This window comes from Halomonas sp. NyZ770 (assembly GCF_020616575.1).
Taxonomy (GTDB): Bacteria; Pseudomonadota; Gammaproteobacteria; order Pseudomonadales; family Halomonadaceae; genus Vreelandella; species Vreelandella hamiltonii.
Window position 1 is genome coordinate 3,476,329 of record NZ_CP085143.1, and the last position, 24,387, is coordinate 3,500,715.

A 24,387-nucleotide genomic window follows, 5' to 3' on the forward strand; every position below is an offset into this window, starting at 1 on the left:
ATGTCTTCTTCGCTGCACGACAAGCTCAACCAGTTGCGCCAACGGTTCATTGCCCAGCTGCCTGGCCGCCTTCAGCAAACCGCCGAACAGTGGCAGCAAAGCCGCATCTCGGCAGAAGCGGAAGCACGCCTGGCCCCCGAGCTGCACCGTTTCTTCCATAGTTTGAAAGGGACCGGGCGTTCACTGGGGTTCGAGCGTATTGCGGTACTGGCCGACCAGGGTGAAGCCGCACTCAGCGAGGCGTCACCGCAGGAAGAGCTGATCGTCCAGATACTCGAACAGCTGGCCGAAGAGCAGCAGCGTTTGCAGTCAATGCCGGGGCAGCAGCGAGCGCTGGCCGCGCAGCAGAGCGTGGAGTTCTCGCCGACGCCAGCGCAAACCCGCAGCAAACGCCAACGGCTGATTTACCTGTGCGACGACGAACCTGACCAGGTCAGTCAACTGCTGCATCATTTGCGCTGCTTCGGCCACGAAGTGGTGCACTTCGAGACGACCGATGCGTTCTTCAACGCCGTGATCACGCGTCGTCCGGATGCCATCATCATGGATGTGCAGTTTCCCCAGGGCCACACGGCTGGCACGGAAACGCTCACCAGCTTGAACAAGCTCACCGGCGAACGGCTACCCTCCATCGTGCTGTCGGCTCATGGCGATTTTCTGTCGCGTCTGAGCGCCGTGCGCGCCGGTTGTAACGGCTATTTCACCAAGCCCGTGAAGCCCCTTGACCTGATGCTGGCCGTGGACGAGCTGACCACCCCCACCGAAGACGAGCCGCTACGTGTCATGGTGGTAGACGACGAGCCGGAGGTTGCCGCGTATCATGCGCTGCTGCTGGAAGAAGCGGGCATGGTGGTGCAACAGGTGAACCACCCCGCCGACGCACTGAGCGCGCTCGAACGCTTCAGCCCCGACCTGCTGCTGGTGGATGTCTATATGCCGGTGTGCTCCGGTGAAGAGCTGGCCAACATCATCCGCCAGCAGCCCGAGTACGTCGGCCTGCCGATCATCTATCTCTCCAGCGAGACCGACAGCCAGAAACAGCTGTCCGCCATGACGGCTGGCGTCGAGGCGTTCATCACCAAGCCCGTGGTGCCCGACGAGCTTGTCTCGGCGGTGAAACTGCGCGCCGAACGCCTGCGGCTGCTACGCTCTCTGATGACCCGGGACAGCATGACCGGCCTCTACAATCACAGCACCACCACCGAGATGATCAGCAAGGCACTGGCTCAGGCTTACCGAGAAAAGACCCAGCATGCCATGGCCATGATCGACATCGATCACTTCAAGGCGGTCAACGATACCCACGGCCATCTGGCAGGGGACCAAGTCATCATCACCCTGGCACGGCTGCTGAAAACACGCTTGCGCATGTCGGACATCATTGGCCGTTATGGCGGCGAGGAGTTCGTGGTACTGCTCAAAGGGGTCGACGACCAGCGGGCAGGAGAACTGATCGACGAGCTGCGCCGTGACTTCGAACAGGTGGACTTTCACGCGGGTGGCAAACGCTTCCGCTGCACTTTCAGCGCGGGCATCAGCAGCTTCCCCGAACACCCTTCTACCGAATCGTTGCGCCTCAGCGCCGACCAGGCGCTGTACCGTGCCAAGCACCAAGGGCGCAACCAGGTGGTCATCAGCACGGAGCAGGATCATGACGGATTCGCGCCCCGCGGGGCATGACGAAGCAAGCATATCCCTTGAAGATGCCATCCATGCCGAGGATGGCGGTATCGTCGATGTGGAAGAGCCCTGCCAGCAGGTGGTGCTGTTCACGCTGTCCGGCCAACCCTATGCGTTGCCGGGTACGGCCGTGACGGAGATCCTCAAAGGCGACACGCCGGTCTATTTCGTGCCTGGCCTGCCCTCCTCTACCGAAGGCGTCATTCATCTGCGTGGCACCATCGAGTCGCTGGTTCGGCTACAGCCGCTCCTGGGGCTGACCGAGAGCAACGCCGAAGGCATGCTGCTGATGGTACGCAGTGCAGGAATACGCACCGCCGTGCGTATCGACCAGTTGAACGACGTGTGCGACTTGCCCCTCAGCGCCTTCAAAGCGCCCCCCGAAACGCTGCCTGACGCACTGCGCCCTTTCGTCAGCGCGCTTTGGCAGCCCGAAGAGGCCCGTGTGGCCACGGCCCTGCTCGACCCCGATGCCCTGCTGAAAGCCTACCAGCAGGGGCTGGGCTGAGCCGTGAACAGCGAGCAAACAGGCCACGATGGCACTCGAACCGTGACCTGCGTGGTCTTTCAGGCAGGCGGTTATCAGGTGGCCATCGACGCGCGCTACGTTCAGCGCATCGATAGCCACTGTTGTCAGCCGCGTCACGCCAATGCCGACATGCTGTTATTCCAGCTTGCCAGCTCCCCAAGCCGCTGGCTGACCCTGCGCGACGCCGCAGGCCCATGGCAACTGGGCATTGGCTCGGAGAGTCGGCTGGCACGCCTGCCGGTCGTCCAGCTGCATCCACTGCCCGCGCTGGTGGCGGCTCGCACGCGCATGCCCGCGCTGTGCGGGCTGATGCTGGAACAGCAACGTCTGACCTTGCTGCTGGATGGCCAACGGCTGTCGCCGTCAGTGCTCCAGCCATAGGCAGCGCACGGCCTCCCCTGGGGCTATCTGCTGGTGAGCATCGATGACGGCCAGCGCATCGGCCTCGATACACGAGGAGAGCACCGCCGAGTTCTGGTCTTCAAACGCCACCGCCTCGATTCCCTGAACGCCAAAGCGCAGCGCCACGCGCATGTAGTGTTGCCGTGGCCCTGTCTCGGTGGTGAACTGCGCCTTCGCGGTGATCTCTGGCAGTGACGCAAGCGCAGGGCACCCCGACAACGCTCCCATCAGCGGGCGTAAAAAGAGCCAGGCGCCGACGAACCCCGACACCGGGTTGCCCGGCAGGCCGACAAAGCGCGCCTCGCGCCCTGCCTCGGCCGGCAGGCGTCCCAGCGCCAGCGGCTTGCCTGGGCGGATGGCCAGTTTCCACATATCCAGCTGCCCCAGCGACTCCAGCGCTGCCTTGACGTGATCCTCTTCCCCCACGCTGACACCACCGGTGCTGACCACCACATCGGCCACGGCGGCTGCCTGTTCGAGAATCTCGACGGTGCGGGCATAGTCGTCGGGAACGCTGACCCGCTGCACTACCTCGGCACCAAAGCGCTCCAGCAAACGCGTCAGCATCGGGCGATTGGAGTTATAGAGCTGGCCAGGCTGCAAGGGCGTGCCCGGGTCGACGATCTCGTCGCCGGTGGAGAGCAGCGCCACCCGGGGACGACGGCGCACGCTGACCTCGGTCACCCCTTGCCCCGCCAAGTGCCCCAGCGCAGCCGCTTCCAGGCGCTGTCCCGCCTTGAGCAGCACGTCTCCACGCTGCACGTCACGCCCCTTGAGCCTGACGTTGTCACCCGCGGGTACGTCATGGGGAATCACCGCGTGGCCGTCGTCCAGGGTGACGCGCTCCTGCATGACCACGCAATCCGCGCCTGCCGGGATCTGGCCCCCGGTAAAGATCCGCGCGCAGCTGCCTTCTGCCAGCGGTTGGGCCAGGCTTCCGGCAGCAATCCGCTGACTGACCGGCAGCCGCTTGCCCGCGTCGCTGGCGCGCAGCGCGTAACCATCCATGGCGCTGTTATCGAATGGCGGCACGTCCAGCGTTGCCATCACCGGCTCGGCCAGCACCCGACCCGCCGCCTCTTCAAGCGGCACCTGCTCGGCGGTCAGCGGTACCAGCCCCGCCAGCAGCGCATCGAGAGCGGCGCTGATAGGTTGCAGTGGCGGTGGCTGATGTTGTGCGCGTTGCTCAGCCATGCTGCCCCCGGCCGGGAATGACCAGGTTGGCAAAGTTGCAGGGCTTGTGGCGGCTATCCAGCTGCTCGGCCAGAATGCCGTCCCACCCGGTGCGGCAGGCACCGGTGGAGCCCGGCAGACAAAACACCACCGTGGCGTTGGCAAAACCGCCCAAGGCGCGGCTTTGAATGGTGGAGCTGCCGATTTCGTCGCCACTCAGCTGGCGAAAGCGCTCGCCGAATCCCTCGATGCGCTTGTCCAACAGCACCGAGACCGCTTCTGGAGTGGAGTCACGACCGGTGAAGCCGGTGCCACCGGTGGTCAGCACCACCTGCACGCCGGGGTCGGCGATCCACTGGGCCACTACGGCACGAATCTGGTACACGTCGTCCGGCACGATACGCTTGTCGGCCAGCGTATGCCCGGCCTCGGTCAGCCGCTGAACCAGCGACTGACCCGAGCGGTCGGTCTCTTCGGTGCGGGTGTCCGAGACGGTGAGCACCGCAATATTCAGGGCTTCCATGGCATCCATTGGCGCTACTCCTGGGGCTCGTTCTGTGAAGGGGGCTCGTTCTGTGAAGGGGCCTTCTTGCGCGCCTGGCGAGCGTCGAGTGCCGCCAACTGCTCCGGAGTGGCCTCGCCCTGGTGGTTGGCTTTCCATTCACTGTAGGGCATGCCATAGACATACTCGCGGGCAGCGTCCATTTCCAGAGGCGTGCCGCGCTCATCGGCTGCGCTGACCAGCCACTTGGAGAGACAGTTACGGCAGAAGTCCGCCAGAATCATCAGGTCGATGTTCTGCACGTCCTTGTTGTCATCCAGGTGCTTGAGCAAGCGACGAAATGCAGCGGCTTCCAGCTCCGTGCGGGTTGCGGTATCCAGTTCATCGAACGTAGCCATGCGGATTCCTTTTTCAAAACAGGGTTGATATGCAGCATAACAAAAGACACCGCCCGAGGGCGGTGTCATGGGGCGTTCTCTTGCAATGACAGGCAGAGGTGTCAGCTCGGCCTTGTCGATGGCTCGCTGCTGTCGCCCGCCTTCTGAGCAGCCACCTCTTCCTCGCTCAGCGACTGTCCCTTGACCTCTTCGTACCACAAGTTGTGGTGCTCCTTGGCCCAGGTTTCGTCCACGTAGCCGGTGGTCATGCCCTCCAGCGACCCTTCGGTCCCTACCGTACCGATGTAGATGTGCCCCAGCGCCACGGCAGTCAAGCCCAGCGCGCCCACGGCATGGATGATGTTGGCCCACTGCATGGTATCGCGGCTCTGCCCGTAGTTCGGGAAGTCGAGCACGAAGCCACTGGCCACGACCAACAGCCCTGCGGTAGCCAGCAGCCAGTACCAGGCTTTTTCACCGCCGTTGGCAAAGCCTGCATCCGGGTGGCCTTTACCGACCAGGCCGCCGCCCTGCTTGAACCACTGCAGGTCATGCTTCTTGGGGATATTGTCCTTCAGCAGCTTGACCAGCAGCACGATCAGCAGGATGCCGAACAGTGGCCCCAGGTAGTTGTGGAGCACCTTGGAGGCCGCAATCATCCAGGCCCATACCGCGTCGCCAAACAGCGAGCGGAAGACGAACTTGCCATACAGCAGGTTGAGACCGGTCAGCGCCAGGGTGATGAACAGCGTCGCCACCGTCCAGTGCAGCGCGCGCATGAACAGCGGCCAGCGCAGCAGCTTGCGGCCGGTACGCGGCTCGTCCAGATGCTTGCGGCCAATCACCAGGTAGAACAGCGTGATCACGCTGGCCATGCCCAGAATGGCAATCAGGCCAAATGGCGAGACCCAGCGATTGCGCAGAATCCGCCACGTTTCACCGCTGGCGTTGATCAGGTTGTAGTTGCTGTCGTGACGCGAATCACGATAGTTCGGGCCGGTTTCACCGCTGCGTACCTGGCGCCACTGCTCGGCCGTAATGCCAGGGGCGGCGGTGGACATTTCCCGTTGCGGGTCCGCCTGGGCCACGGCCAGCTGGCTCACACCGAGGCTGGCCACCAGCAGTAGCAGCATCAGGCACAGGTGCCAGATACGCTTCAACCCACGGGCGGCATGCCCGTTGGCCGATGCAGGCATTTCAACGGTGGTCATGGTCATTGTGGTCATGACACGCCTCCTTAGCCTTTACGGGCAGCATCGTAGGCAAGGTTGTCGGTGCTGGCCTGGGGATTGTTCGACCACGCTCCATCTGGGTGGCCACGATGGACGACACGCTGACGGAAGATGTCGGCGACGTCCTGCGCATCACCTGCCAGCAGCGCTTTGGTCGAGCACATCTCGGCGCACAGCGGCAGCTTGCCTTCGGCAATACGGTTGGAACCGTACTTCTGGTACTCCTCTTCCTTGCTCTCTGCCGGGCCGCCTGCGCAGAAGGTGCACTTGTCCATCTTGCCGCGCTCGCCAAAGGCATTCTGCTTGGGGAACTGGGGTGCGCCGAAGGGGCAGGCATACAGGCAGTAGCCGCAGCCGATGCACAGGTCCTTGTCGTGCAGCACGATACCGTCGTCGGTCTTGTAGAAGCAGTCGGTGGGACAGACAGCCATGCAAGGGGCGTCGTCACAGTGCATGCAGGCCACCGAAATCGACATTTCGCTGGCTTCACCGTCGTTCAGCGTGACCACGCGGCGGCGCTGAATGCCCCACTCGACGTCGTTGGCATTTTTACAGGCGGTGACGCAGCCGTTGCATTCGATGCAGCGCTCGGCATCACACATGAATTTCATTTGAGCCATGGTGTTCTCCTCTTGCCGATGCGGACGTTGCCGCATCGGCCTGCTATCTGGTCGGGTCGCGCGTTATCGGTTCAAGCGCGCTCAATACGACAAATGGTGCACTTGGTCTCTTGCATCAGTGTCACCGGGTCGTAGCCGTAAGTGGTCGCCGTGTTGGCTGCCTCGCCCTGAACATAGGGCGCCGTGCCTTCCGGGTAGCGATCATGCAGGTTCTCGCCCTGGAAGATGCCGCCAAAGTGGAACGGCATGAAGGCCACCTTGCGATCCACCCTGGGGGTGACCAGGGCTTTCACCTTGACGCGGCCGCCCTCGGCGCCTTCGACCCAGACATCGTCACCGTCACGTACGCCGATATCGTTGGCATCGGCAGGGTTCATCTCGACGAACATTTCCTGCTGCAGCTCCGCCAGCCAGGACATCGAGCGGGTTTCTTCACCCCCACCTTCGTACTCGACCAGGCGGCCAGACGTCAGAATGATCGGGTAGTCCGCGCTGTTGTCACGATCCTGAATGGTCTTGTAGAGCGTGGGCAGGCGCATGATGGAGTCGAAGTCGTCCCACGTGGGATAACGCTCGACCAGATCACGCCGCGTGGTGTAGAGCGGCTCGCGGTGCTTGGGCACGGCATCCGGGAAGGTCCACACCACGGCCCGGGCCTTGGCATTACCGTAAGGGGCACAGCCGTGTTCGATAGCAACGCGCTGGATACCGCCGGAGAAGTCGGTTTTCCAGTTTTTACCTTCAGCAGCCTCTTTCTCTTCGGCCGTCAGGTCATCCCACCAGCCCAGGTCTTTCAGCAACTGGTCGTTGAACTCCGGATAGCCGTCGTCGATGTCGCCACCTACCGGGGCCGAGCCTTCGGCCAGCAGGTTGACGCCGTTACGCTCGATGCCAAAGCGGGCGCGGAAGCCCATGCCGCCTTCCATGACCGGAATACTGGTGTCGTAGAGGTTCGGTGAACCCGGGTGACGGAATTCCGGGGTGCCCCAGCAGGGCCACGGCAAACCGTAGTAGTCGCCATCCGAGGGGCCACCCTGGGCACGCAGATTTTCAAAGCTGAAGGTGTGCCAGTTTTGCTGGTGCTCTTTCAGGCGCTCCGGGCTTTGGCCGGTGTAACCCACCGTCCACATGCCGCTGTTGATTTCACGCAGAATATCTTCGATCAGCGGCTCGTCGCCGTTCATTTCATAGTTCTTGACCAGCTCATTACCGAAGCCCAGCTTGCGGGCAAACAGGTACATGATTTCATGGTCGGGCTTGGACTCGAACAGCGGCTCGATGACCTGGTCACGCCACTGGATCGAGCGATTGGTGGCGGTGACGCTACCAGTGGTTTCGAACTGGGTGGCGGCAGGCAGCAGGTAGACGCCGTCGGTGCGGTCGTGCATGACGGCCGCGACGGTGGGATACGGGTCGACGATGACCATCATCTCGAGCTTCTGCATGGCCTTTTGCATTTCAACGCCGCGGGTTTGCGAGTTGACCGCGTGGCCCCAGTAGAACATCGCTTTCAGCGCGGTGCGCTGGGAGATGTTCTCGTCCTCTTCCAGTACGCCGTCCACCCAGCGCGACACGGTGATGCCGTTGGTGTACATGGGTTTGCCGTCGGCGTACTCGGTATCGTCGAAACGCCCTTTCAGCCACTCGTACTCTACATCCCATACGGTGGCCCAATGCTGCCATGCTTCTTCGGCCAAACCGTAATAACCCGGCAGTGAATCAGACCCCAGGCCCAAATCGGTGGCACCCTGTACGTTGTCGTGACCACGCAGGATGTTGGCACCGCCGCCAGACTTGCCGATGTTGCCCAGTGCCAGCTCCAGGATGCAGTAGGCGCGGGTGTTGTTATTGCCGGTGGTGTGCTGAGTACCGCCCATGCACCAGACCACACAGCCCGGACGGTTGTCGGAAAGCCGCTTGGCCACCTCGAACATGTCCGCTTCCGAGACGCCGGTGATGTCTTCCACGACGCTGGGCGGGAACTGGGCGACTTCGGCACGCACTTCATCCATGCCGTAGACGCGCTGGTTGATGTATTCGCGGTCTTCCCAGCCGTTTTCGAAAATGTGCCACAACAGACCCCAGATGTAGGCCACATCGGAGCCAGGGCGGATGCGCACGTACTTGTTGGCCTTGGCGGCCGTACGCGTGAAGCGCGGATCGGCAACGATGATGTCGCAGTTGTTGCGCTCTTTGGCAATCAGGATGTGCTGCATCGCTACCGGGTGGGCTTCACTGGGGTTGGAGCCGATGAACAGCATGGAGCGGCTGTTGTGCATATCGTTGAGCGAGTTGGTCATCGCCCCGTAGCCCCAGGTATTGGCCACACCCGCTACCGTGGTGGAGTGGCAGATACGCGCCTGGTGGTCGGTGTTGTTGGTGCCCCACATGGAGGCGAGCTTGCGCATCAGATACGCCTGCTCGTTGTTGAACTTGGCCGACCCCAGCCAGTAGACGCTATCGGGGCCGTAGGCTTCCCGCAGCTCCAGCAGCTTGTCGCCGATCTCATTGACGGCGTCGTCCCAGCTCAGGCGCTGCCATTCACCCGCGACCAGCTTCATCGGGTACTTCAGGCGGCGCGTGGAGTGGCCGTGCTGGCGCAGAGAGGCGCCTTTCGCACAGTGGGCGCCACGGTTGATCGGGTGGTCGAAGGCTGGCTCCTGCTTGGTCCAGATGCCCTCCTGCACTTCTGCATACACGCCACAACCCACTGAACAGTGGGAGCAGATGGTGCGTTTGGTTTCGACGGGGGAGTCGAGCACCGGGGTCTTGTTCGCCGCTTCGGTGCGCTGCATCATGGGCGCGCCCATGAAGCCGACCGCCGCAACACCGGCCGTACCCGCGCCGGTACGCTTGAGGAACTGACGACGAGAGATACCCAGCCCAGACGCGGCCGGAGCTTGAGTTTTACGAGTTAAGCGCATGGCAAATCTCCTGATGGTCGCCGTCAGTCACGCAGCGAGGCGTAGTAGGCACGAACGTGATCCGTCTCGCGGTAATTCACCGACTTGGCTTCACGTTGGCTGGGCGTCTTGTCGCTCGCCTGTACGAGGGTAACGTGACCGACCGCCGCTGCCGCGCCTGCTGCTGCGGTGCCCAGGCCAACGGTCTTCATGAACCGACGCCGTTCAGGGTTATGTGACGTGTGCATAGGGTTCTCCACTGTCATGCTTGTTATGCGTGGGCCGCTGGCCCGGCTATTCACTGACCGCGAACCAGGGTCAGGTCACGAGTCGTACTGGCTGATGGGCGGCTCGGTCGCTGATACGCGCCTGCTCGCTCTCCATGAAGGCACTGCCTAGCGCGCCCAGCGCGGCATAGAAGGCAGTCTCCACGTCAGCCACATCGTCGAAGCAGCGCTTTGCCCAGGGGGCAAGATGCTGCTGAAAAAAAGCTACCTGCTCATGTGCCTGGGCTTCTACCAGCATGCCCATGACTTCACACACGGCGGCAAGGTGATCCTCGGGCTCATGGGTGCGTTCACTGCGCTCGAAGCCCAGCACCCTCAGGTCACGGCGCAGCGCCACCAGCGCGGCTTCCATGAGCTCACCCTGCTGATACCAGGAGGCATAGGGCACGATATCGCCCTGAATGACGCCCACCAGATGGCGAAAGTGGGCGCGCTGCAGTCGCTCGGGGTCGGCCTGAGCGGCTGCCTTGGCAAGGTCGGCCCAGCACTCGGCCAAGCGAGTGCCGTCCTGTTCTATTTCCAGCTCGGCCAGCCAAGCCAGGAGCTCGACGTCGGGCGACTGGCGCAACAGCCGTGCCAGCAGCTGGTAGATATCCCCGCGCAGCGCATCGACCTCGCTGAGCATCGCCTCGGTTTCACTCATGGCGTTACACCTTCAACTGCGCGTCAGGGTCGCGCATCATGGTTTTCCAGACGTCTTTCACGCGGCAGTCTTCACACATTTCCAGACGCGCCAGCGCATCGCCGGCAAAATAGGGGTGATTGGCCAGCTTGGTTTTCATGGCGGCCACCGTACTGACCGTCGCGAACGGTTTGCCACAGCCGATACACTCAAAGGCAGGCTCTTCATGGCACACGTGGCGCGTTTCACGGGCAGGCGCGGCCAGAAAACCAGGCGCCAGCGTGATGGCATTTTCCGGGCACGCCTGTTCGCACAGGCCACACTGCACGCAGTCGGCTTCCAGGAAGCTGAGCACCGGCGTATCGCCGCCTGCCTGCAACGCGGGTGTCGGGCAGTTGCTGACGCAGGCATAGCACAACGTACAGGCGCTGCTATCCACGTCGATGCCGCCGTAGGCCGCGCCCTCCGGCAGCGCTTGACGCTCGCCGCTGGGGGTTCCCAGCGCGGCCAGGCGTGCCAGTACCTGATTCAATCGCGTGCGCTTGTTGGGCTCGCGGAAGCTGACGGCAGTGTCACTCAACGGCAGCAGGCTGGGCAGAGCATCGCGCGCGTCAGTGGCATTGGCCGCCACCAGCTGGATACGTTCGACGGCGTGGCCAAGCGCTGCCAGCAACCCATGGGCCAGCGCTACCTGATGGTTCAGAAAGGTGCTCAAACGGGGCGGCATGCCCTCGTGAAGCTGAATACGTACTTCAGAGGCGCCGCTGGCCAAGGCCGTCAGCCACTGGTCGTGGCCAGCCGCGCCCAACTCTTCCAGCGGCACATCGATGAGATGGCCTGGCGTGACCACGCCCGCTTGGCGCTCTTGCTCCAGGGTATCGTGGGTGACGAAGCGCAGCACGGGCACGTCACCCCCCGCTTCGCGGTAGGCGTCGAGCCACGCTGCCAGCGTATCCTGCTGACGGCGCGTTTCGGGCAGCCTGAACTCGATGGCACCGGTGGGGCAGGCACTGGTGCAACTACCGACGCCCTGGCACAGAAAGGGGTCTATCTCGATGCGGGACTCGATACGCCCCTTGATGCTGGTGATGGCATCCGCCGGGCAGACGTCCAGGCAGCGAGTACACCCGACGTTGCCACTGGCCGAATGCGCGCACAGGTCGGTATTGACCTGAAAGTAACGAGGCTTGTCGAACTCGCCTACCAGCTCGACGGCACTCTCCAGCACTTGCTGGCGCTGCTCATCGGCAGCCTCGGGAGCGAGTCGTAAATAGCCAGGCGGCGGCAGTTCCCATGGCATCGCGGGCAGCATGTCGGGGGCCGTCAGGTCCAGCACGACATCGAAGGCGTCACGCTCGACCAGCACTTGTGCCAGATCCAGCGTTTCACCCTGTGAAAACGGCACCTGAAGATGAAACGCGCCCAGATGCCCGGTGATAGTGAGCTGCGCCAGCTGCTCGGCACTCAAGGGCTGCTCGATGACGGGCTCACTGCCCGCCGGCAGCTCGGCGGCGTCGTTCAGGGTCAGTAGCGTCAGCGATGCCAGCCCCTGATGCTGCAGCGCGCGAGCGGCGGCTATCACAGGTTGAACGGCACCGATCAGCACCACATGTCCACGACTATGGTAGGTAACGTTGGCGGGGGTCAGATTGACTGGCCAAGAGATACGCCGACGCACCGCTTCACGAGCGGCCGCGTTGCGCTGGTCGTCAATCGACGCCAGTTGGATTCGTTGATTCATGCACGCTCACGGTCAATGGGTCGTTCTTATTATTTGAATGGTCGTTTTAATGGGCATTTTGACACAAGTGCGGTGTAACGCCACCTCCCTTATGCCTTCAGCGTATGGTGCTATGCCGCCTTTTGCCACTTTCATTGGTCGTATCACTGTCAACGGTGGCCCGCCAGGCCAACGCTAACTCTATGATAAACAAGACAACTATCGTTCAGGACGCTCACTGTGAGCGTGATGATGCAAATCAGACTGGTCGTCTAGATCGGGTCTTTGTACAAAACTGTCATCACTTGTGCAAGTCGTCTCCTCCTGGGCAAGGGACGTCGCTTGCGTTTCTTGCGGTTCTGCTGCGCGCGCCTCGTCTTCCTGGGGCGCCTCGATGGCCTCTTCCGCTTGGTGAGCCCACCGCCTGAGCTTGCCTGCCAACTCGCTGGCCATGGGTTTCAACTGCTGCGTGTAGTCGGCATCGTAATCATCCAGTCCGTCACGCACGTTGTAGTTGCCGGTGGCCCACAGTCGGCGCAGGGCACGGCGGCGCAGCGTCGAACTGACCCCCGCCGCCATGAAGACACTGAAGTCGCTTCCTGCAGGCAAGGTATCAGGGTCGGGGAGCGTATCGTCCAGGCTGCCGGGCGCGGGTGCCGGGGGCTCAGCGGGGTCGGCCGGGGCTTCCTGCTGCTGGTGTGCTTCAGGCAGCACAGACGCTTCCTCGCTTGCCTGGGCAGGCTCGGGTGCCATGACGGCATCGCTCTCGAGGCCACGCTTTTTGCGCGACCAACGCTCTAATCGGCTCATCGGATCACTCCTTGTCGGGCAGCGTCTGGGCGCGGCCTGCCCCTTTGCGTTTTTTCTTGCGCTGCTCCACGGGGGCTTCTCCATGACGGGCCAGATAGCGTTCGATCCATACCTGAATGGCCAGCGGCATGGGTGCCTCCAGCACCTGCTGTTCGCCATCCAGCCAGCCCGCCGCCACATCCTGGCTCGCGGTAATGGCATCCGGCCTGGCTGGCTGCCCGGTAAACCCGGCGCGCACGAAGAGCCGCGGGGTAGCGGAGGTCAGATTGAAGCGGTAAGCCGCGCGTTCGGTCATGGAGAGCTGCAGACGCAGCACATGGTCGCCCTGATCACCGGGCACCAGCTCGGTGATACGCCACTGGGTGACGGTAAACGCCCCCATGGTCTTTTGTTCGGCCACCAGGGTGGCACTAATGGCACGCAGATTATCACTCATGAGTTGCCCCTTTAGACCTTGAACGGGTAGACAAGTAAGCCTTTTGAGCGCCATCATCGTCAACTCAGACTATTTTACTCAACTATTACGTTAAACGCCGCGCCCATCGGGCGAGGCAGTGACGCGGAGCAGTGAGGATTGCGCATGCCCGCCCTTCAGTTAAGCCGTGCCCGGCTGCCAGCCACCACCACCATCAGCGTGATGGATGCCTACGGGGCGACCTGCCAACAGGCCATTGCCGCCGAACGCGCCCTGACGGTCTACCTCAACAAGCGTGAAATCGTGACGCTGATGACCCTGGGCGATGACCCCGAAGCGCTGGTGGTCGGCTACCTGCGCAACCAGGGGCTGTTGTACCGGGCAGAAGACCTCACGGCGGTGCAGGTGGATTGGGAGGTAGAGGCTGCCGCCGTGGTCACGCGCCATCTGCCCGACGACCTGGAAGCACGCCTGGGGACCCGCACGGTGACCACGGGATGCGGGCAGGGCACGGTGTTTGGCAAGCTGCTGGAGCAGACATCGCTCACGGCGCTGCCCGCCACGCCGCTGGCCCAGTCGACCCTCTATCAGTTGCTGACCAACCTGAACCACTATAACGAGACGTATCGTAGCGCAGGCGCCGTGCACGGCTGCGCGCTGTGCCAGCAGGCCCAGGTGCTCGATTTCGTCGAGGACGTAGGGCGGCACAACGCCGTGGATACCCTGGCAGGTCGCCAGTGGCTGAATCAGGCCAACAGCCAGCAGGCCGACATCTTCTACACCACCGGCAGGCTGACCTCCGAGATGGTGCTGAAAGTGGCGCAAATGGGCATCAGCGTGCTGGTATCACGCTCGGGGGTGACCCAGAAGGGTGTCGAACTGGCCGAACGCTTCGGCGTGATGCTGATTGCCCGCGCCAAGGGCAAAAGCTTCCAGGCCATCAACGCCGAAGGGCGCTTGACGCTGGATGCCATTCCCCCCAAACCGCCGAGCGCTCGCTCGTCCAAGGAGGCAGGCATATGATCGCGACACACGACCTGACCGGCATGATTCTCGCGGGGGGTGAGGGCCGCCGCATGGGCGGCCGTGACAAGGGCCTCGAGCCCTTCGCAGGCCTGCCGCTGGTGGTGCATACCGTCAAGCGCTTCGACGGCCACGTCCATGAGCTGATGATCAACGCCAACCGCAATGGCGATGCATACGCACTGTTTGCCGATCGAGTGATCGCCGATGCCGAAGGCGGCTTCAAGGGCCCGTTGATGGGCATTTACAGCGGCCTGCGCGCCGCCCGCACGCCGTGGCTGCTGGTCGCCCCCTGCGACTCCCCCGCGCTGCCCCATGACCTGGTGGCGCGCATGGTGGCAGGCATCGTCACGCAGGATGGCGAGCACGATATCGCCGTGGCCTTCGACGGCGAGCGCCTGCACCCCGTGGTGGCGCTGCTGCGCACCTCGCTGGCCGACGACCTGGCCGCCACCCTGGCCGAGGGCGAACGCAAGATCGACCGCTGGTACGCTCGCCACACCTGGTGCCGCGTGGACATGTCCGACTGCCCTGAGGCGTTCGCCAACCTCAATACCGAAGAGGAAAAAGCCCGTCTGGAACAGGCGCTGGCAACGTCCTCACGGGAGACCACATGAGCCTGTCGTGTTTCGAGCTGGGCGAGCAGATGCTCAGCGTCGATGCTGCCCGCGAGGCGCTGATGACGCTGGTGGCGTCGCCGGTGGCCACCGAGCAGGTCGCCTTGAGCAGCGCTTTTGGTCGTCGGCTGGCAGAGGACATCATTGCGCCCATCGATGTACCGCAAAACACCAACGCCGCCATGGATGGCGTGGCCCTGGCCTGGCCCAAAGCGCCTCCCTACACCACCCATTTCCCCATCGTGGGGGACGCCTTCGCCGGGCAGGCGTTTGCCGGCGAGGTGCCTGCGGGCCAGTGCGTGCGCATCACCACCGGTGCGCCGATCCCCCGCGGTGCCGATACGGTGATCATGCGTGAACAGCTGATCGACGATGGCGCCAGCGCCACCGTCGATGCGCCCGAACGGGTGACGGCCGGGCAACACGTGCGCCAAGCCGGGGAAGACATTGCCAAAGGCAGCGTAGCCCTTGCCGCAGGCGCGCGACTGGACGCCGCTCGCATGGGGCTGGTGGCCTCGCTGGGCCATGCCGTCGTCACGGTGTATCGGCGCCCCCGGGTGGCGATTTTCTCTACCGGCAACGAGGTGACGCCACCGGGCGGCCCACTCCCCAGCGCAGGCGTCTACGACACCAACCGATTTACCCTGATGGGCCTGCTCGCCGAGCAGGGGGCCGAGGTGCTGGATCTGGGCATTCTCCCCGACGACCTCGACGCCATCGAAACCGCACTGGCCAGCGCCGCCACCCAGAGCGATCTGGTGATCACCAGCGGTGGGGTTTCCGTGGGCAATGCCGACTACACTCGGGCGGCGCTGGAAAAGCTTGGCCGCCTGGCCTTCTGGCGGGTAGCGCTACGCCCCGGACGGCCCATGGCCTGCGGACAGCTGGGCGCTACACAAACGCCCCTGATCGGCCTGCCGGGCAACCCGGTAGCGGTCATGGTGACGTTCCTGCAATTCGTGGTACCGCTGCTGCGGCAGTTGCAGGGCCTGCCCCCGGCGCCGCCGCCCCGGCTTGAGGCAATTGCCCAAACCACGCTGAAGAGCCGCTTGCAACGCACTGACTTCATCCGCGGTGTTTACCACTGCGATGCGCAGGGTACGCTGCATGTGCGCAGTACCGGAGCCCAGGGCTCGGGGATTCTGACCTCCATGGTGGCCGCCAACTGCCTGATCGAACTTGGCGATGACCAGGCAGGCGCCCAGCCAGGCGAGGTGGTCTGCATACAACCGATAACGAGCTGGCAATGACCGAACAACTGATCGACGATTTTGGCCGCCGAGTTCGCTATGTGCGGCTATCGGTGACCGACCGCTGTGATTTTCGCTGTGTCTACTGCATGAGCGAAGAGATGACCTTTCTGCCGCGCGCCCAGGTGCTCACTCTGGAGGAGCTGGCCCTGGTGGCCCGCGCGTTTACCGAACTGGGCGTGGAGAAAATTCGCCTGACAGGCGGTGAGCCGCTGGTGCGCAAGGGCATCGAACAGCTGGTGGACGACATTGGCGCGCTGCCGGGTCTGGATGACTTCACCATGACCACCAACGGCGCGAGCCTGCGCAAGCATGCCAAGCGGCTTTACGCCGGCGGCTTGCGCAGGCTCAACATCAGCCTCGACTCGCTGCACCCCGAACGCTTCAAGCAGTTGACCCGCACGGGCGAGCTGGCCCGCGTGCTGGACGGCATTCAGGCTGCCAAAGAGGCTGGTTTCACTCGGATCAAGCTCAACGCGGTGATCCTGAAAGGGCGCAACGAAGACGAGGTGCTCGACCTGGTGAGCTTTGCCCGCCGCGAGCAGCTGGACATCAGCTTCATCGAGGAGATGCCGCTGGGGGATGTATCGGACCACTCTCGAGCAGAGACCTTCTACTCCAGCGATGACGTGCAGGCGCTGATCGAAACCCGCTACCCGCTGACCCCCACCACCGAAAGCACGCCAGGGCCTTCACGCTACTTCAGGATGGCCGACAGCGACAGCCGCGTGGGCTTCATCTCCCCCCACAGCCATAACTTCTGCGACAGCTGCAACCGGGTACGCGTCACCGTGGAGGGCCGCCTGCTGCTGTGTCTGGGCAATGAACACTCGGTGGACCTGCGCGCGGTGCTGCGCCGTCATCCCGGCGAGATCGCGCCGCTCAAGCAGGCCATCATCGACGCCCTGCCATTGAAACCCGAGCGCCACCACTTCACCACCGATGGTGATATTCAGGTGGTGCGCTTCATGAACATGACCGGAGGTTGAGCCGTTGGCGCTTGAGGCACTCGTACCCGTGCATATCGTGACCGGCTTTTTGGGCAGCGGGAAAACCACGCTGATTCATCAGCTGATCGAGCAGAAACCCGCCCATGAAAAATGGGCCATTCTGGTCAACGAGTTCGGTCAGATCGGCATCGACCAGACCATGTTCGCTGCCCGTGATGACGTGGTGGTCAAGGGCTTGCCTGGCGGCTGCCTGTGCTGCCAGCTGGCGTTCGTGCTGCAGGCGGCGCTGGTCAATCTGCTGGCACGCCAGAGACCCGACCGGGTGATCATCGAGCCCTCGGGGCTTGGGCACCCCGCCGGGCTGATGGATTTGCTGCAGGGTGAGGCTTTCCAGGACGTGGTAACGGTGCAGGACATCATCGCCACCCTCGACCCGCGTCGGCTGGACGAAGCCCGCGTGCGAGCGCATGAGACTTTTCAAGACCAGTTGACCATGGCCGATGCCGTGGTCATCACTCTGGCCGACATGGCCAGCGACGAACAGCATGCACGGGCCGAGCAGTTCATCGACACGCTCTGGCCGCCGCGCAAATGGGTACATAGCACTCGGCAAGGCCCCTTGCCCATTGCCCGCCTGCTGAGCCCCTCGGCCCCTCGGGCTGCGGCGCCAGCCGCCATGCCCGCCGCGCACCAGGCACTGGTTGCTCAGGGGCCCAGCCTCGAAGGGGCGTTCTTCGACTTCCCACCGCCCCCAGGCAAAGCGCAGCAGCAGGCCGCCAGCGCCCTGGGCTATACCAGCACCGGCGTGCGCTGGCACCCCGCCGAGCGTTTCGACCTGGACCGTTTGGCGCTATGGATGAGCGAGCTACCCGCCACCGCCAGGGTGAAGGGCGTCTTTCATACAGACGATGGCTGGAAGCAGCTCAACCGCGCCGAAGGCACCCAGCGCGTGGCCGCCAGTGCCTGGCGACAAGACTCCCGGCTGGAAGTGATTACCCCTGACGGCACGCTGCCCCTGGCTGATGCTACGCTTCCTGATCAGCTACGCGCCCTGGGCGCCTGGCGGTGAGGGACGTTGCGCGCGTACGGCCTGCTCCATTTCCTCCACCGGCAGGGGCCGCCCGAACAAGTACCCCTGAAACGCATGGCATCCGTGGGCCATGAGCCATGCCTGATGCGCCCAAGTTTCGACCCCCTCGGCGATGACATCCAGATTCAGGCTCTTGGCCAAGGCAATGGTACTTTCGACGATGGCAGCATTGGCACTGCTCTCGAGCACCTGCTGCACGAAAGACTGGTCGATCTTCAACTGATCCAACGGGAGCTGTGCCAGATACGCCAGCGACGAGTAGCCGGTGCCGAAGTCGTCCAGCGAGAAGCGAACGCCGCGCGCCTTCAGGCTTAGCATCTTGTCACGGGCATCGTCTCGGGCGTCGACGAACAGCGTTTCGGTGACTTCCAGCTTCAACCGCTCGAGCGGGGCTCGGGTGCGCTGGAACACCTGCTCCACTCGATGTAGAAAATCGCTCTCGCGGAACTGCAGAGGGCTGATGTTGACTGAAATGGTCAGCTGCTCGAACCCCGGCTGGTGCTGCCACGCAGCCAACTGATGGCAGGCTGCCTCCAGCACCCACTCACCTACGTCGTTGATCAAGCCAGTGCTTTCCAGTAGCGGAATGAACTCACCGGGCGACACCAGCCCGCGTTCAGGATGGTGCCAGCGTAACAGCGCTTCGACGCCCACGATGCGCCCCTGTTCATCCACCTGGGGCTGATAGTGCAACAGCCACTGCTGATGATCCAGCGCCAGACGCAGGTCAGCCTCCAGCCTGACTCTGGCCAGCAGCGCGGCCTGCATGGAGGGGTCGAAAAAGCGTAACGTGCGTCGACCACTGGCCTTGGCCTGGGAAAGTGCCATGTCCGCCTGCTGCAGATAATCATCAGCACTGCGCTGGCTGTCGGCCATGACGGTGATGCCCACGCTGGCCGTGACCGACGCCTGCTCATCCCCCACCTGGATCGGGGTATCCAGCGCTGCCATCAGCTTGCTGGCGATATGCTCGGCCAGCGCCTGCGTTTTACGCGGGCTGCCGTCCACTCCCTCGACCAACACGGCAAATTCGTCGCCGCCCAGTCGCGCCAGAGTATCCGTATCGCGCAGCATCTGGCCAAAACGGCGTGCCACGTTCTGCAACAGCCGGTCACCGATATGATGCCCCAGGGTATCGTTGACATGATTGAAGCTATCCAGGTCCAGCAGAATCAGCGCTCCACAGCGCTGGTGGCGATTCAGCTCCTTGAGGGCCACGCCGATTCGGTCGATGAACAGGCGACGGTTGGCAAAGCCGGTCAGCGGATCGTAGAACGCCAACTGATGAATTTCCTGCTCGGCCGCCTTGCGTTCGCTGATGTCACTCATGGTGGCCACATAGTGGGTCAAGCTGCCGTTGCGGTCGTGCACGGCACTGATGGTCAGCCACTCGGGAAACAGCTCGCCGTTCTTGCGCTGGTTCCAGATTTCTCCCTCCCAGCTTCCCGTGGAGAGTACGCTGCGCCATAAGCGTCGGTAGAAGGCGGCATTGTGGCGCCCAGAGCTGAACATGCGTGGGTTCCTGCCCACGACCTCTGCATCACTGTAGCCGGTGATGCGCTTGAAAGTGTCGTTCACTTTCAGGATCGTGCCCCGTGCATCGGTCACCATGATGCCCAAATGTGCCTGAAATGCAGCGGCAGCAATTTGCAGCTCCACTTCGGCGCGTTTTGCGTCAGTTACCTCACGGGTCACGGAAAGCACTCCTTCCAATTCGTCCGGTTGTTGGGTACTGCTCACCAGAGGGCTCAAGGTGGCATGAAAATCGCGCGACTGCTGGCCCAATGGCAGCGAATACTCGAACGTGGCCACCTGACGAGTGCGCTGCACCTGCTGGAACACGTCATCAAAGGCCTGTGCCAACGGCATGGGCAGTACCTCGGCGTAGGATTTACCCAAGGCCTGGGCACTGTCCAGCAGCAGCTTATCGGCATCCAGGGCGTGGATATAGGTAAACCGCCCCTGGCCATCGAAGACGAAAATCATGTCCTGGACGGAATGAATCAACGCATCCAGGCGAACCTGTCGAGCCTGAAGCTGATAGCCCAGCGCCAAGCGGTGCAGGTAATGCCGAGCCACCCACGCCCCCAACGCCCCCAGCAAAGCCATGACACCCGACAGCAACCAGGCACGCTGACGCCAGCTGGCCAACAGGCGCTGAACATCGACCCCCACCACTACCATAACCGGGTAGTCGGCCACACGTTTGACGTGAAACAAGCGCTCTTTGTCATCCAGCGGTGACAGCATGGTGAAGACGTGCAGGCGATCATCGCTGACCAGCCAGTCCCGATAGGCCGTTGCATCGATCTCACGCCCCAGCGCCACGCCTTGGGCAGGTTCCGGATGGCGCGCAATCAGTTTCAGGCTGGCATCGACCAGCGCAACACTCTCGCCCTCCTCGACCCCCATGTGGCTCAACGCAGCGCTGAACATCTCGGGCAACAGCCGAGCAACCACCACACCATTGAACGCCCCCTCGGCAGGGCCTAGCCGCCGCGCATGGTACAGATAGAAGCGCTGATCCAGGGCCGACCAATAAAGCGGCGTGACCACTTCGTCATACGCTGACTGGCTGAAACCTCGAAACAGTGCCGTCTGGCTCAGGTCCCTGCCCGCATGACGGTTGTCGCCACTGCTTACCCAGGCGCGCCCGTCTGCATTCAACACGCCAAGCTCATCGATCAACGGCAGATAGCGCGTCAGGTTCTCCAGCGCTACCTGAACCTGCACCTCACGGTCAGGCACGCCTGCCGTCTGACGTTCGAGCAGCTCTTCGAGCCCAAACAGCGCCTGCGCGCTCTGCCCCAGTACTCCATTCGCCCATTCAGCCACCACGCTGGCGCGGGCAGCAGCCCGCGCTTCTGCGGCCTGCAGCTCTTGCTCGTACTGCCCTTTCAACAGCCAGCCAAACAGTACCAGCATCACGCACAGCGACACGATGTAAATGGCAATGACGCGATGGCGGTAACGACGATGGCGAGGCAGCGTATCAAGGTGTCGGGAGAGTCCATCACTCGGCGGGAGCGACATCATGCATACCTTAGTCAGGCATCCCGTGGGCGCACCTGATAGAGTGAAAAAAGACAGAGGAAGATACACCAGCCCGAGACATGGGTGGGACTGTTGAAGTGTGGCGCGATGTTTTTTTGATGTATATCAATTTTTGGCAAAAACCGTCATCAAAATCCTCATATCGGTATGACCGGCAGGGCAACGAGGCAGCCATGGCATCTCTGGGACAAATGAGCGATTACGAAATACGCCTGGTGCGTATCTTCAAGACCGTGGTGGAGTGCGGTGGCTTCACCGCAGCAGAAACGACGCTGGGCATCAGCCGCTCGGCCATCAGCCAGCACATGAGCGACCTGGAGAGCCGCCTGGGGTTTTCGCTTTGCCAGCGAGGTCGCGGTGGGTTCAGCCTGACCGAAGAAGGCAAGGAGATTTACCAGGCAGGCCTGACCCTGCTGACCGCCCTCGAAACCTTCAAAAGCGATGTCAATGCACTGCATCACACCATCAAGGGCGAGCTGAATATCGGCATCACCGATAACCTGGTGACGCTACCCGCCATGAACGTTACCCACGCCCTGGCGGCGCTGACGGCGCCCAACCATGCGGTGACCGTGAATATTCATATGGAACCCTCGGACGCGGTGATCCGGGGCGTCATGGATGGGCACCTGCACGTCGGGGTGGTGCCTGCCGTGAACCTGCCGACCAGCCTGGAGACGCGCTGGCTTTACGACGAGCCGTCATACCTGTACTGCTCGGCAGAGCACCCCTTGTTTCCACAGGCCGATGAGAGGCTCGAAGCAGGCGACATTGCCCAGTACCCCGCCATACAGCCCCGCTACCCGCTACCGGAAAAAGCCCGCCAGGCCCACGAAGCACTCAACCGTCGAGCCTCTGCGTCAGACCGAGAAGGCGCTGCCTTCCTGATCCTGACCGGACGCTTCATTGGCTTTCTACCCGAACACGTGGCCGCCCAGTGGGTCAGCGCAGGCAAGATGCGCGCCCTGCTGCCCCAGCACTACGCGTATCGCATCCCGTTCGTGCTGATTACCCGCCACGACCGCCGCCCCAACCGCGTGGTGGATGCCTTCCTGGGGCTGGTGAAGGAAGCTAACTAGGCTTTGTAAGAAAAGTCGGCGAGCGATGGCCAGACAAGGCAAAAATCGGCGAAAAGACGGAGTTTACAAGGTGTAAATGAGTACTTTGAGCCGATTTTTAACGCCGTATGGGCGAGCATAGGCAGTTTTCGTACAAAGCCTAGCGGCGCAGCCCGTCAGGCTCTACCTGACAGCTGGCTGCGCCATGCGCTACCGCATCAAGGCTGGCGAGCCGCCTCGCTGGCCATCAGCGGCACAGGGCCTGCCTGGGGAGACGACGCCAGCGTACGGCTGGCGACGTAGTACACCACCGCCCCCAGCGCCGAGCCCGTGAACCAGCCGTAGTCATAGAACCAGTTCATGGTACCGGTCAGCAGCGACAGCAGGGTCAGGCTCACCGGAATGCCGAAGGCAATGAATCCGGCGATATTGACCGCGGGGTAAGCCTGGTGGTCCATGTACAGGCTAGGCACATCCAGGCGCTGGCGTTTGATCAGGAAATAATCCACCGCCATGATGCCTGCAATCGGGCCCAGCAGGCTGGAGTAGCCCAGCAGCCAGTTGGAGTACATCTGCTCCAGTGAAACGCCCTGGCTCACCACCCCCGCCTTTTGCAGCAGGTCGTAGCCCATCAGCAGCACCCCCACGGCGCCGGTCATCAGCACGCCACGGGTTTGATTGATCAGCTTGGGGGCAATGTTCTGAAAGTCATTGGTGGGTGAGACGATATTGGAAGCGGTGTTGGTCGAGATGGTCGCCACGATGATCAGCAGCATGGCCATGATGACCCAGAAAGGGCTGTCGATATAGCCGATCAAGCGCACCGGGTCGGCCACGGTTTGGCCTACCAGAGTTTCCGAGGCGGCGGTCAATACCACGCCCAAGGCAGCAAAGAAGAACATGGTCAACGGCAAGCCCAGGATCTGCCCGACGATCTGGTCCTTCTGGCTCTTGGCGAAGCGGCTGAAATCAGGAATGTTCAGTGACAGCGTCGCCCAGAAGCCCACCATGGCCGTCAGGCCAGCAAAAAAATAGCCATATACCGAAGCCCCTTCCGGGCGCGACGGCGGCTGGGCCAGCAGTTCGGTCATCGACATGTGCGGCCACGCCCACATCATCAGTCCGATCCCCACGGCCAACAGCAGCGGTGCCGCCAGGGTTTCCAGCCACTTGATCGACTCGGCCCCGCGAATCACCACGTACAGGTTCATGGCGCCAAACACGAAGAAACCAATCACCTCGCCGACGCCTCCCAGCGCCGCCCAGGCGGGAAACAGCGCCGACAGCAGCAGGTGAATGGCCAGCCCGCCAAACATGGTTTGAATGCCAAACCAGCCGCAGCCCACCAGCGCCCTGACCAGGCAAGGCACGTTGGAACCCAGGATGCCAAACGAAGAGCGCAGCACCACCGGAAAGGGAATGCCGAATTTGGTGCCGGGAAAAGCGTTCAGCGTCAGCGGAATCAGCACGATCACGTTGGCCAGCAGAATGGCCAGCAGCGCCTCGCCCACGCTCAGCCCAAAGTAGGCCGTGAGCACGCCGCCCAGGGTGTAGGTGGGCACGCAGATCGACATACCGACCCACAGCGCCGCAATGTTCCATTTGCTCCAGGTACGCTCTTTTGCTTCGGTAGGCGCAATATCGTCGTTGAAGCGTGGGCTTTCACGCACATCGTCTTCCACTGCCAGTTCGACCAACCCCTGCTGATCGATCATTCGAGATTTAGCTGCCGTCATCGTTGTCTCCTCAGCCTCGCCATTGCCTTTTTATCTTCAAAGGTTCAACAGGTTGCGCAGCAATAAGCGTGCCCAAAACCACGCGCTCACCGCTAACTCATTGAACACAAAGCTGACCAAACAGACATATATAAAGACGAAGCCCTCTGTATCATTGTTGTTATAGTCACGGGTATTAAAACCTCCTAAACAGGGTAGCGAAATATTCATAAAACGCACCACAAGAATGCAAAACATCAATATAAAAACCAAAAAATAAAACACAAACCATTGATTTAAAAAAAATAAAAATGAAACGCCATAATAGTGCAACACCTCACCAAATTGATAAAAACGG

At 62.4% G+C, this 24,387-nt stretch carries 22 protein-coding genes; 9 read left to right on the forward strand and 13 right to left on the reverse strand.

From position 1 onward, the window contains the following. Genes LG409_RS16045 through LG409_RS16055 form a run of 3 tightly spaced genes read left to right on the forward strand, consistent with a single transcriptional unit; the run spans position 1 to position 2,590 of the window. Positions 1–1,680: a diguanylate cyclase gene (locus LG409_RS16045; protein ID WP_227407119.1), complete on the forward strand. Its 1,680-nt coding sequence runs from the start codon at positions 1–3 to the stop codon at positions 1,678–1,680. Next, the gene (locus LG409_RS16050) at positions 1,652–2,188 is read left to right on the forward strand and encodes a chemotaxis protein CheW (RefSeq protein WP_144980705.1); all 537 of its coding nucleotides are present in this window, start codon (positions 1,652–1,654) and stop codon (positions 2,186–2,188) included. Before LG409_RS16045 ends, LG409_RS16050 begins: the two co-directional genes overlap by 29 nt. A gap of 3 nt (positions 2,189–2,191) precedes the next feature. Beyond that, the gene (locus LG409_RS16055; RefSeq protein WP_052196295.1) at positions 2,192–2,590 is read left to right on the forward strand and encodes a hypothetical protein; all 399 of its coding nucleotides are present in this window, start codon (positions 2,192–2,194) and stop codon (positions 2,588–2,590) included. Here LG409_RS16055 and LG409_RS16060 read toward each other — a convergent pair. The 11 genes from LG409_RS16060 to LG409_RS16110 form a co-directional block, all read right to left on the reverse strand. Beyond that, positions 2,573–3,805 carry a molybdopterin molybdotransferase MoeA gene (locus LG409_RS16060; protein ID WP_227407120.1) on the reverse strand — a complete coding sequence of 411 codons (1,233 nt, stop codon included), beginning with the start codon at positions 3,803–3,805 and terminating at the stop codon, positions 2,573–2,575. The genes LG409_RS16055 and LG409_RS16060 overlap by 18 nt on opposite strands. Then, the gene (moaB, locus tag LG409_RS16065) at positions 3,798–4,316 is read right to left on the reverse strand and encodes a molybdenum cofactor biosynthesis protein B (protein WP_044630039.1); all 519 of its coding nucleotides are present in this window, start codon (positions 4,314–4,316) and stop codon (positions 3,798–3,800) included. Before moaB ends, LG409_RS16060 begins: the two co-directional genes overlap by 8 nt. A 5-nt stretch (positions 4,317–4,321) precedes the next feature. Next, entirely contained in the window at positions 4,322–4,684 is a 363-nt protein-coding gene (locus LG409_RS16070) for a DUF1244 domain-containing protein (RefSeq protein WP_227407121.1), read from the reverse strand. A gap of 101 nt (positions 4,685–4,785) precedes the next feature. Beyond that, positions 4,786–5,880: a formate dehydrogenase subunit gamma gene (locus tag LG409_RS16075; RefSeq protein WP_039175321.1), complete on the reverse strand. Its 1,095-nt coding sequence runs from the start codon at positions 5,878–5,880 to the stop codon at positions 4,786–4,788. A gap of 20 nt (positions 5,881–5,900) precedes the next feature. Then, positions 5,901–6,515: a formate dehydrogenase FDH3 subunit beta gene (fdh3B, locus tag LG409_RS16080; RefSeq protein WP_016915147.1), complete on the reverse strand. Its 615-nt coding sequence runs from the start codon at positions 6,513–6,515 to the stop codon at positions 5,901–5,903. A gap of 71 nt (positions 6,516–6,586) precedes the next feature. Then, positions 6,587–9,439 (reverse strand): molybdopterin-dependent oxidoreductase, encoded by a 2,853-nt coding sequence (locus LG409_RS16085; protein WP_039175146.1) that lies wholly within the window; start codon positions 9,437–9,439, stop codon positions 6,587–6,589. 23 nt (positions 9,440–9,462) lie between these two features. Beyond that, on the reverse strand, positions 9,463–9,666 hold the full coding sequence (locus tag LG409_RS16090) for a twin-arginine translocation signal domain-containing protein (RefSeq protein WP_052196293.1): 204 nt from the start codon (positions 9,664–9,666) through the stop codon (positions 9,463–9,465). 70 nt (positions 9,667–9,736) lie between these two features. Beyond that, positions 9,737–10,348, reverse strand: coding sequence for a TorD/DmsD family molecular chaperone (locus tag LG409_RS16095; RefSeq protein ID WP_039175144.1), 612 nt, complete (start codon positions 10,346–10,348; stop codon positions 9,737–9,739). Positions 10,349–10,352: 4 nt separating this feature from the next. Continuing rightward, positions 10,353–12,068: a 4Fe-4S dicluster domain-containing protein gene (locus LG409_RS16100; RefSeq protein WP_227407122.1), complete on the reverse strand. Its 1,716-nt coding sequence runs from the start codon at positions 12,066–12,068 to the stop codon at positions 10,353–10,355. 198 nt (positions 12,069–12,266) lie between these two features. Then, positions 12,267–12,857, reverse strand: coding sequence for a DUF3306 domain-containing protein (locus LG409_RS16105; protein ID WP_227407123.1), 591 nt, complete (start codon positions 12,855–12,857; stop codon positions 12,267–12,269). 4 nt (positions 12,858–12,861) lie between these two features. Then, positions 12,862–13,293 carry a DUF3305 domain-containing protein gene (locus LG409_RS16110; protein ID WP_227407124.1) on the reverse strand — a complete coding sequence of 144 codons (432 nt, stop codon included), beginning with the start codon at positions 13,291–13,293 and terminating at the stop codon, positions 12,862–12,864. Positions 13,294–13,437: 144 nt separating this feature from the next. On the opposite strand from LG409_RS16110, the gene LG409_RS16115 reads away from it, so the two are divergent. Genes LG409_RS16115 through LG409_RS16135 form a run of 5 tightly spaced genes read left to right on the forward strand, consistent with a single transcriptional unit; the run spans position 13,438 to position 18,181 of the window. After that, positions 13,438–14,295 (forward strand): formate dehydrogenase accessory sulfurtransferase FdhD, encoded by an 858-nt coding sequence (locus LG409_RS16115; protein ID WP_039175140.1) that lies wholly within the window; start codon positions 13,438–13,440, stop codon positions 14,293–14,295. Continuing rightward, complete coding sequence (mobA, locus tag LG409_RS16120; protein ID WP_227407125.1) at positions 14,292–14,912, forward strand: molybdenum cofactor guanylyltransferase MobA; 621 nt, start codon at positions 14,292–14,294, stop codon at positions 14,910–14,912. The genes LG409_RS16115 and mobA overlap by 4 nt, the downstream gene beginning before the upstream one ends. Next, entirely contained in the window at positions 14,909–16,162 is a 1,254-nt protein-coding gene (gene moeA, locus LG409_RS16125; protein WP_227407126.1) for a molybdopterin molybdotransferase MoeA, read from the forward strand. Before mobA ends, moeA begins: the two co-directional genes overlap by 4 nt. Continuing rightward, on the forward strand, positions 16,159–17,151 hold the full coding sequence (moaA, locus tag LG409_RS16130; protein ID WP_039175137.1) for a GTP 3',8-cyclase MoaA: 993 nt from the start codon (positions 16,159–16,161) through the stop codon (positions 17,149–17,151). Before moeA ends, moaA begins: the two co-directional genes overlap by 4 nt. Before the next feature lie 28 nt (positions 17,152–17,179). Then, entirely contained in the window at positions 17,180–18,181 is a 1,002-nt protein-coding gene (locus tag LG409_RS16135) for a CobW family GTP-binding protein (protein WP_264477611.1), read from the forward strand. Here LG409_RS16135 and LG409_RS16140 read toward each other — a convergent pair. Then, positions 18,155–21,235 (reverse strand): bifunctional diguanylate cyclase/phosphodiesterase, encoded by a 3,081-nt coding sequence (locus LG409_RS16140; RefSeq protein ID WP_227407128.1) that lies wholly within the window; start codon positions 21,233–21,235, stop codon positions 18,155–18,157. The two genes, LG409_RS16135 and LG409_RS16140, sit on opposite strands and share 27 nt — an antisense overlap. A 194-nt stretch (positions 21,236–21,429) precedes the next feature. Here LG409_RS16140 and LG409_RS16145 point away from each other — a divergent pair, with 194 nt between their 5' ends. Beyond that, positions 21,430–22,335 carry a LysR family transcriptional regulator gene (locus LG409_RS16145; RefSeq protein ID WP_227407129.1) on the forward strand — a complete coding sequence of 302 codons (906 nt, stop codon included), beginning with the start codon at positions 21,430–21,432 and terminating at the stop codon, positions 22,333–22,335. 197 nt (positions 22,336–22,532) lie between these two features. On the opposite strand, the gene LG409_RS16150 is transcribed toward LG409_RS16145, so the two are convergent. Then, positions 22,533–24,050, reverse strand: a complete 1,518-nt coding sequence (locus LG409_RS16150) for an NCS1 family nucleobase:cation symporter-1 (protein ID WP_096922019.1) — start codon at positions 24,048–24,050, stop codon at positions 22,533–22,535. Positions 24,051–24,387 lie beyond the last annotated feature (337 nt).

Excerpts from the sequence above, each read along its gene's own strand:
- LG409_RS16145 (WP_227407129.1), top strand. The coding sequence starts at position 21,430 with ATGGCATCTCTGGGACAAATGAGCGATTACGAAATACGCCTGGTGCGT.
- LG409_RS16050 (WP_144980705.1), top strand. The coding sequence starts at position 1,652 with ATGACGGATTCGCGCCCCGCGGGGCATGACGAAGCAAGCATATCCCTT.
- mobA (WP_227407125.1), top strand. The coding sequence starts at position 14,292 with ATGATCGCGACACACGACCTGACCGGCATGATTCTCGCGGGGGGTGAG.
- moeA (WP_227407126.1), top strand. The coding sequence starts at position 14,909 with ATGAGCCTGTCGTGTTTCGAGCTGGGCGAGCAGATGCTCAGCGTCGAT.
- LG409_RS16110 (WP_227407124.1), bottom strand. The coding sequence starts at position 13,293 with ATGAGTGATAATCTGCGTGCCATTAGTGCCACCCTGGTGGCCGAACAA.
- fdh3B (WP_016915147.1), bottom strand. The coding sequence starts at position 6,515 with ATGGCTCAAATGAAATTCATGTGTGATGCCGAGCGCTGCATCGAATGC.
- LG409_RS16070 (WP_227407121.1), bottom strand. The coding sequence starts at position 4,684 with ATGGCTACGTTCGATGAACTGGATACCGCAACCCGCACGGAGCTGGAA.
- moaB (WP_044630039.1), bottom strand. The coding sequence starts at position 4,316 with ATGGATGCCATGGAAGCCCTGAATATTGCGGTGCTCACCGTCTCGGAC.
- LG409_RS16095 (WP_039175144.1), bottom strand. The coding sequence starts at position 10,348 with ATGAGTGAAACCGAGGCGATGCTCAGCGAGGTCGATGCGCTGCGCGGG.
- LG409_RS16115 (WP_039175140.1), top strand. The coding sequence starts at position 13,438 with ATGCCCGCCCTTCAGTTAAGCCGTGCCCGGCTGCCAGCCACCACCACC.
- LG409_RS16085 (WP_039175146.1), bottom strand. The coding sequence starts at position 9,439 with ATGCGCTTAACTCGTAAAACTCAAGCTCCGGCCGCGTCTGGGCTGGGT.
- moaA (WP_039175137.1), top strand. The coding sequence starts at position 16,159 with ATGACCGAACAACTGATCGACGATTTTGGCCGCCGAGTTCGCTATGTG.
- LG409_RS16090 (WP_052196293.1), bottom strand. The coding sequence starts at position 9,666 with ATGCACACGTCACATAACCCTGAACGGCGTCGGTTCATGAAGACCGTT.
- LG409_RS16100 (WP_227407122.1), bottom strand. The coding sequence starts at position 12,068 with ATGAATCAACGAATCCAACTGGCGTCGATTGACGACCAGCGCAACGCG.
- LG409_RS16060 (WP_227407120.1), bottom strand. The coding sequence starts at position 3,805 with ATGGCTGAGCAACGCGCACAACATCAGCCACCGCCACTGCAACCTATC.
- LG409_RS16150 (WP_096922019.1), bottom strand. The coding sequence starts at position 24,050 with ATGACGGCAGCTAAATCTCGAATGATCGATCAGCAGGGGTTGGTCGAA.
- LG409_RS16105 (WP_227407123.1), bottom strand. The coding sequence starts at position 12,857 with ATGAGCCGATTAGAGCGTTGGTCGCGCAAAAAGCGTGGCCTCGAGAGC.
- LG409_RS16075 (WP_039175321.1), bottom strand. The coding sequence starts at position 5,880 with ATGACCATGACCACCGTTGAAATGCCTGCATCGGCCAACGGGCATGCC.
- LG409_RS16045 (WP_227407119.1), top strand. The coding sequence starts at position 1 with ATGTCTTCTTCGCTGCACGACAAGCTCAACCAGTTGCGCCAACGGTTC.
- LG409_RS16140 (WP_227407128.1), bottom strand. The coding sequence starts at position 21,235 with ATGTCGCTCCCGCCGAGTGATGGACTCTCCCGACACCTTGATACGCTG.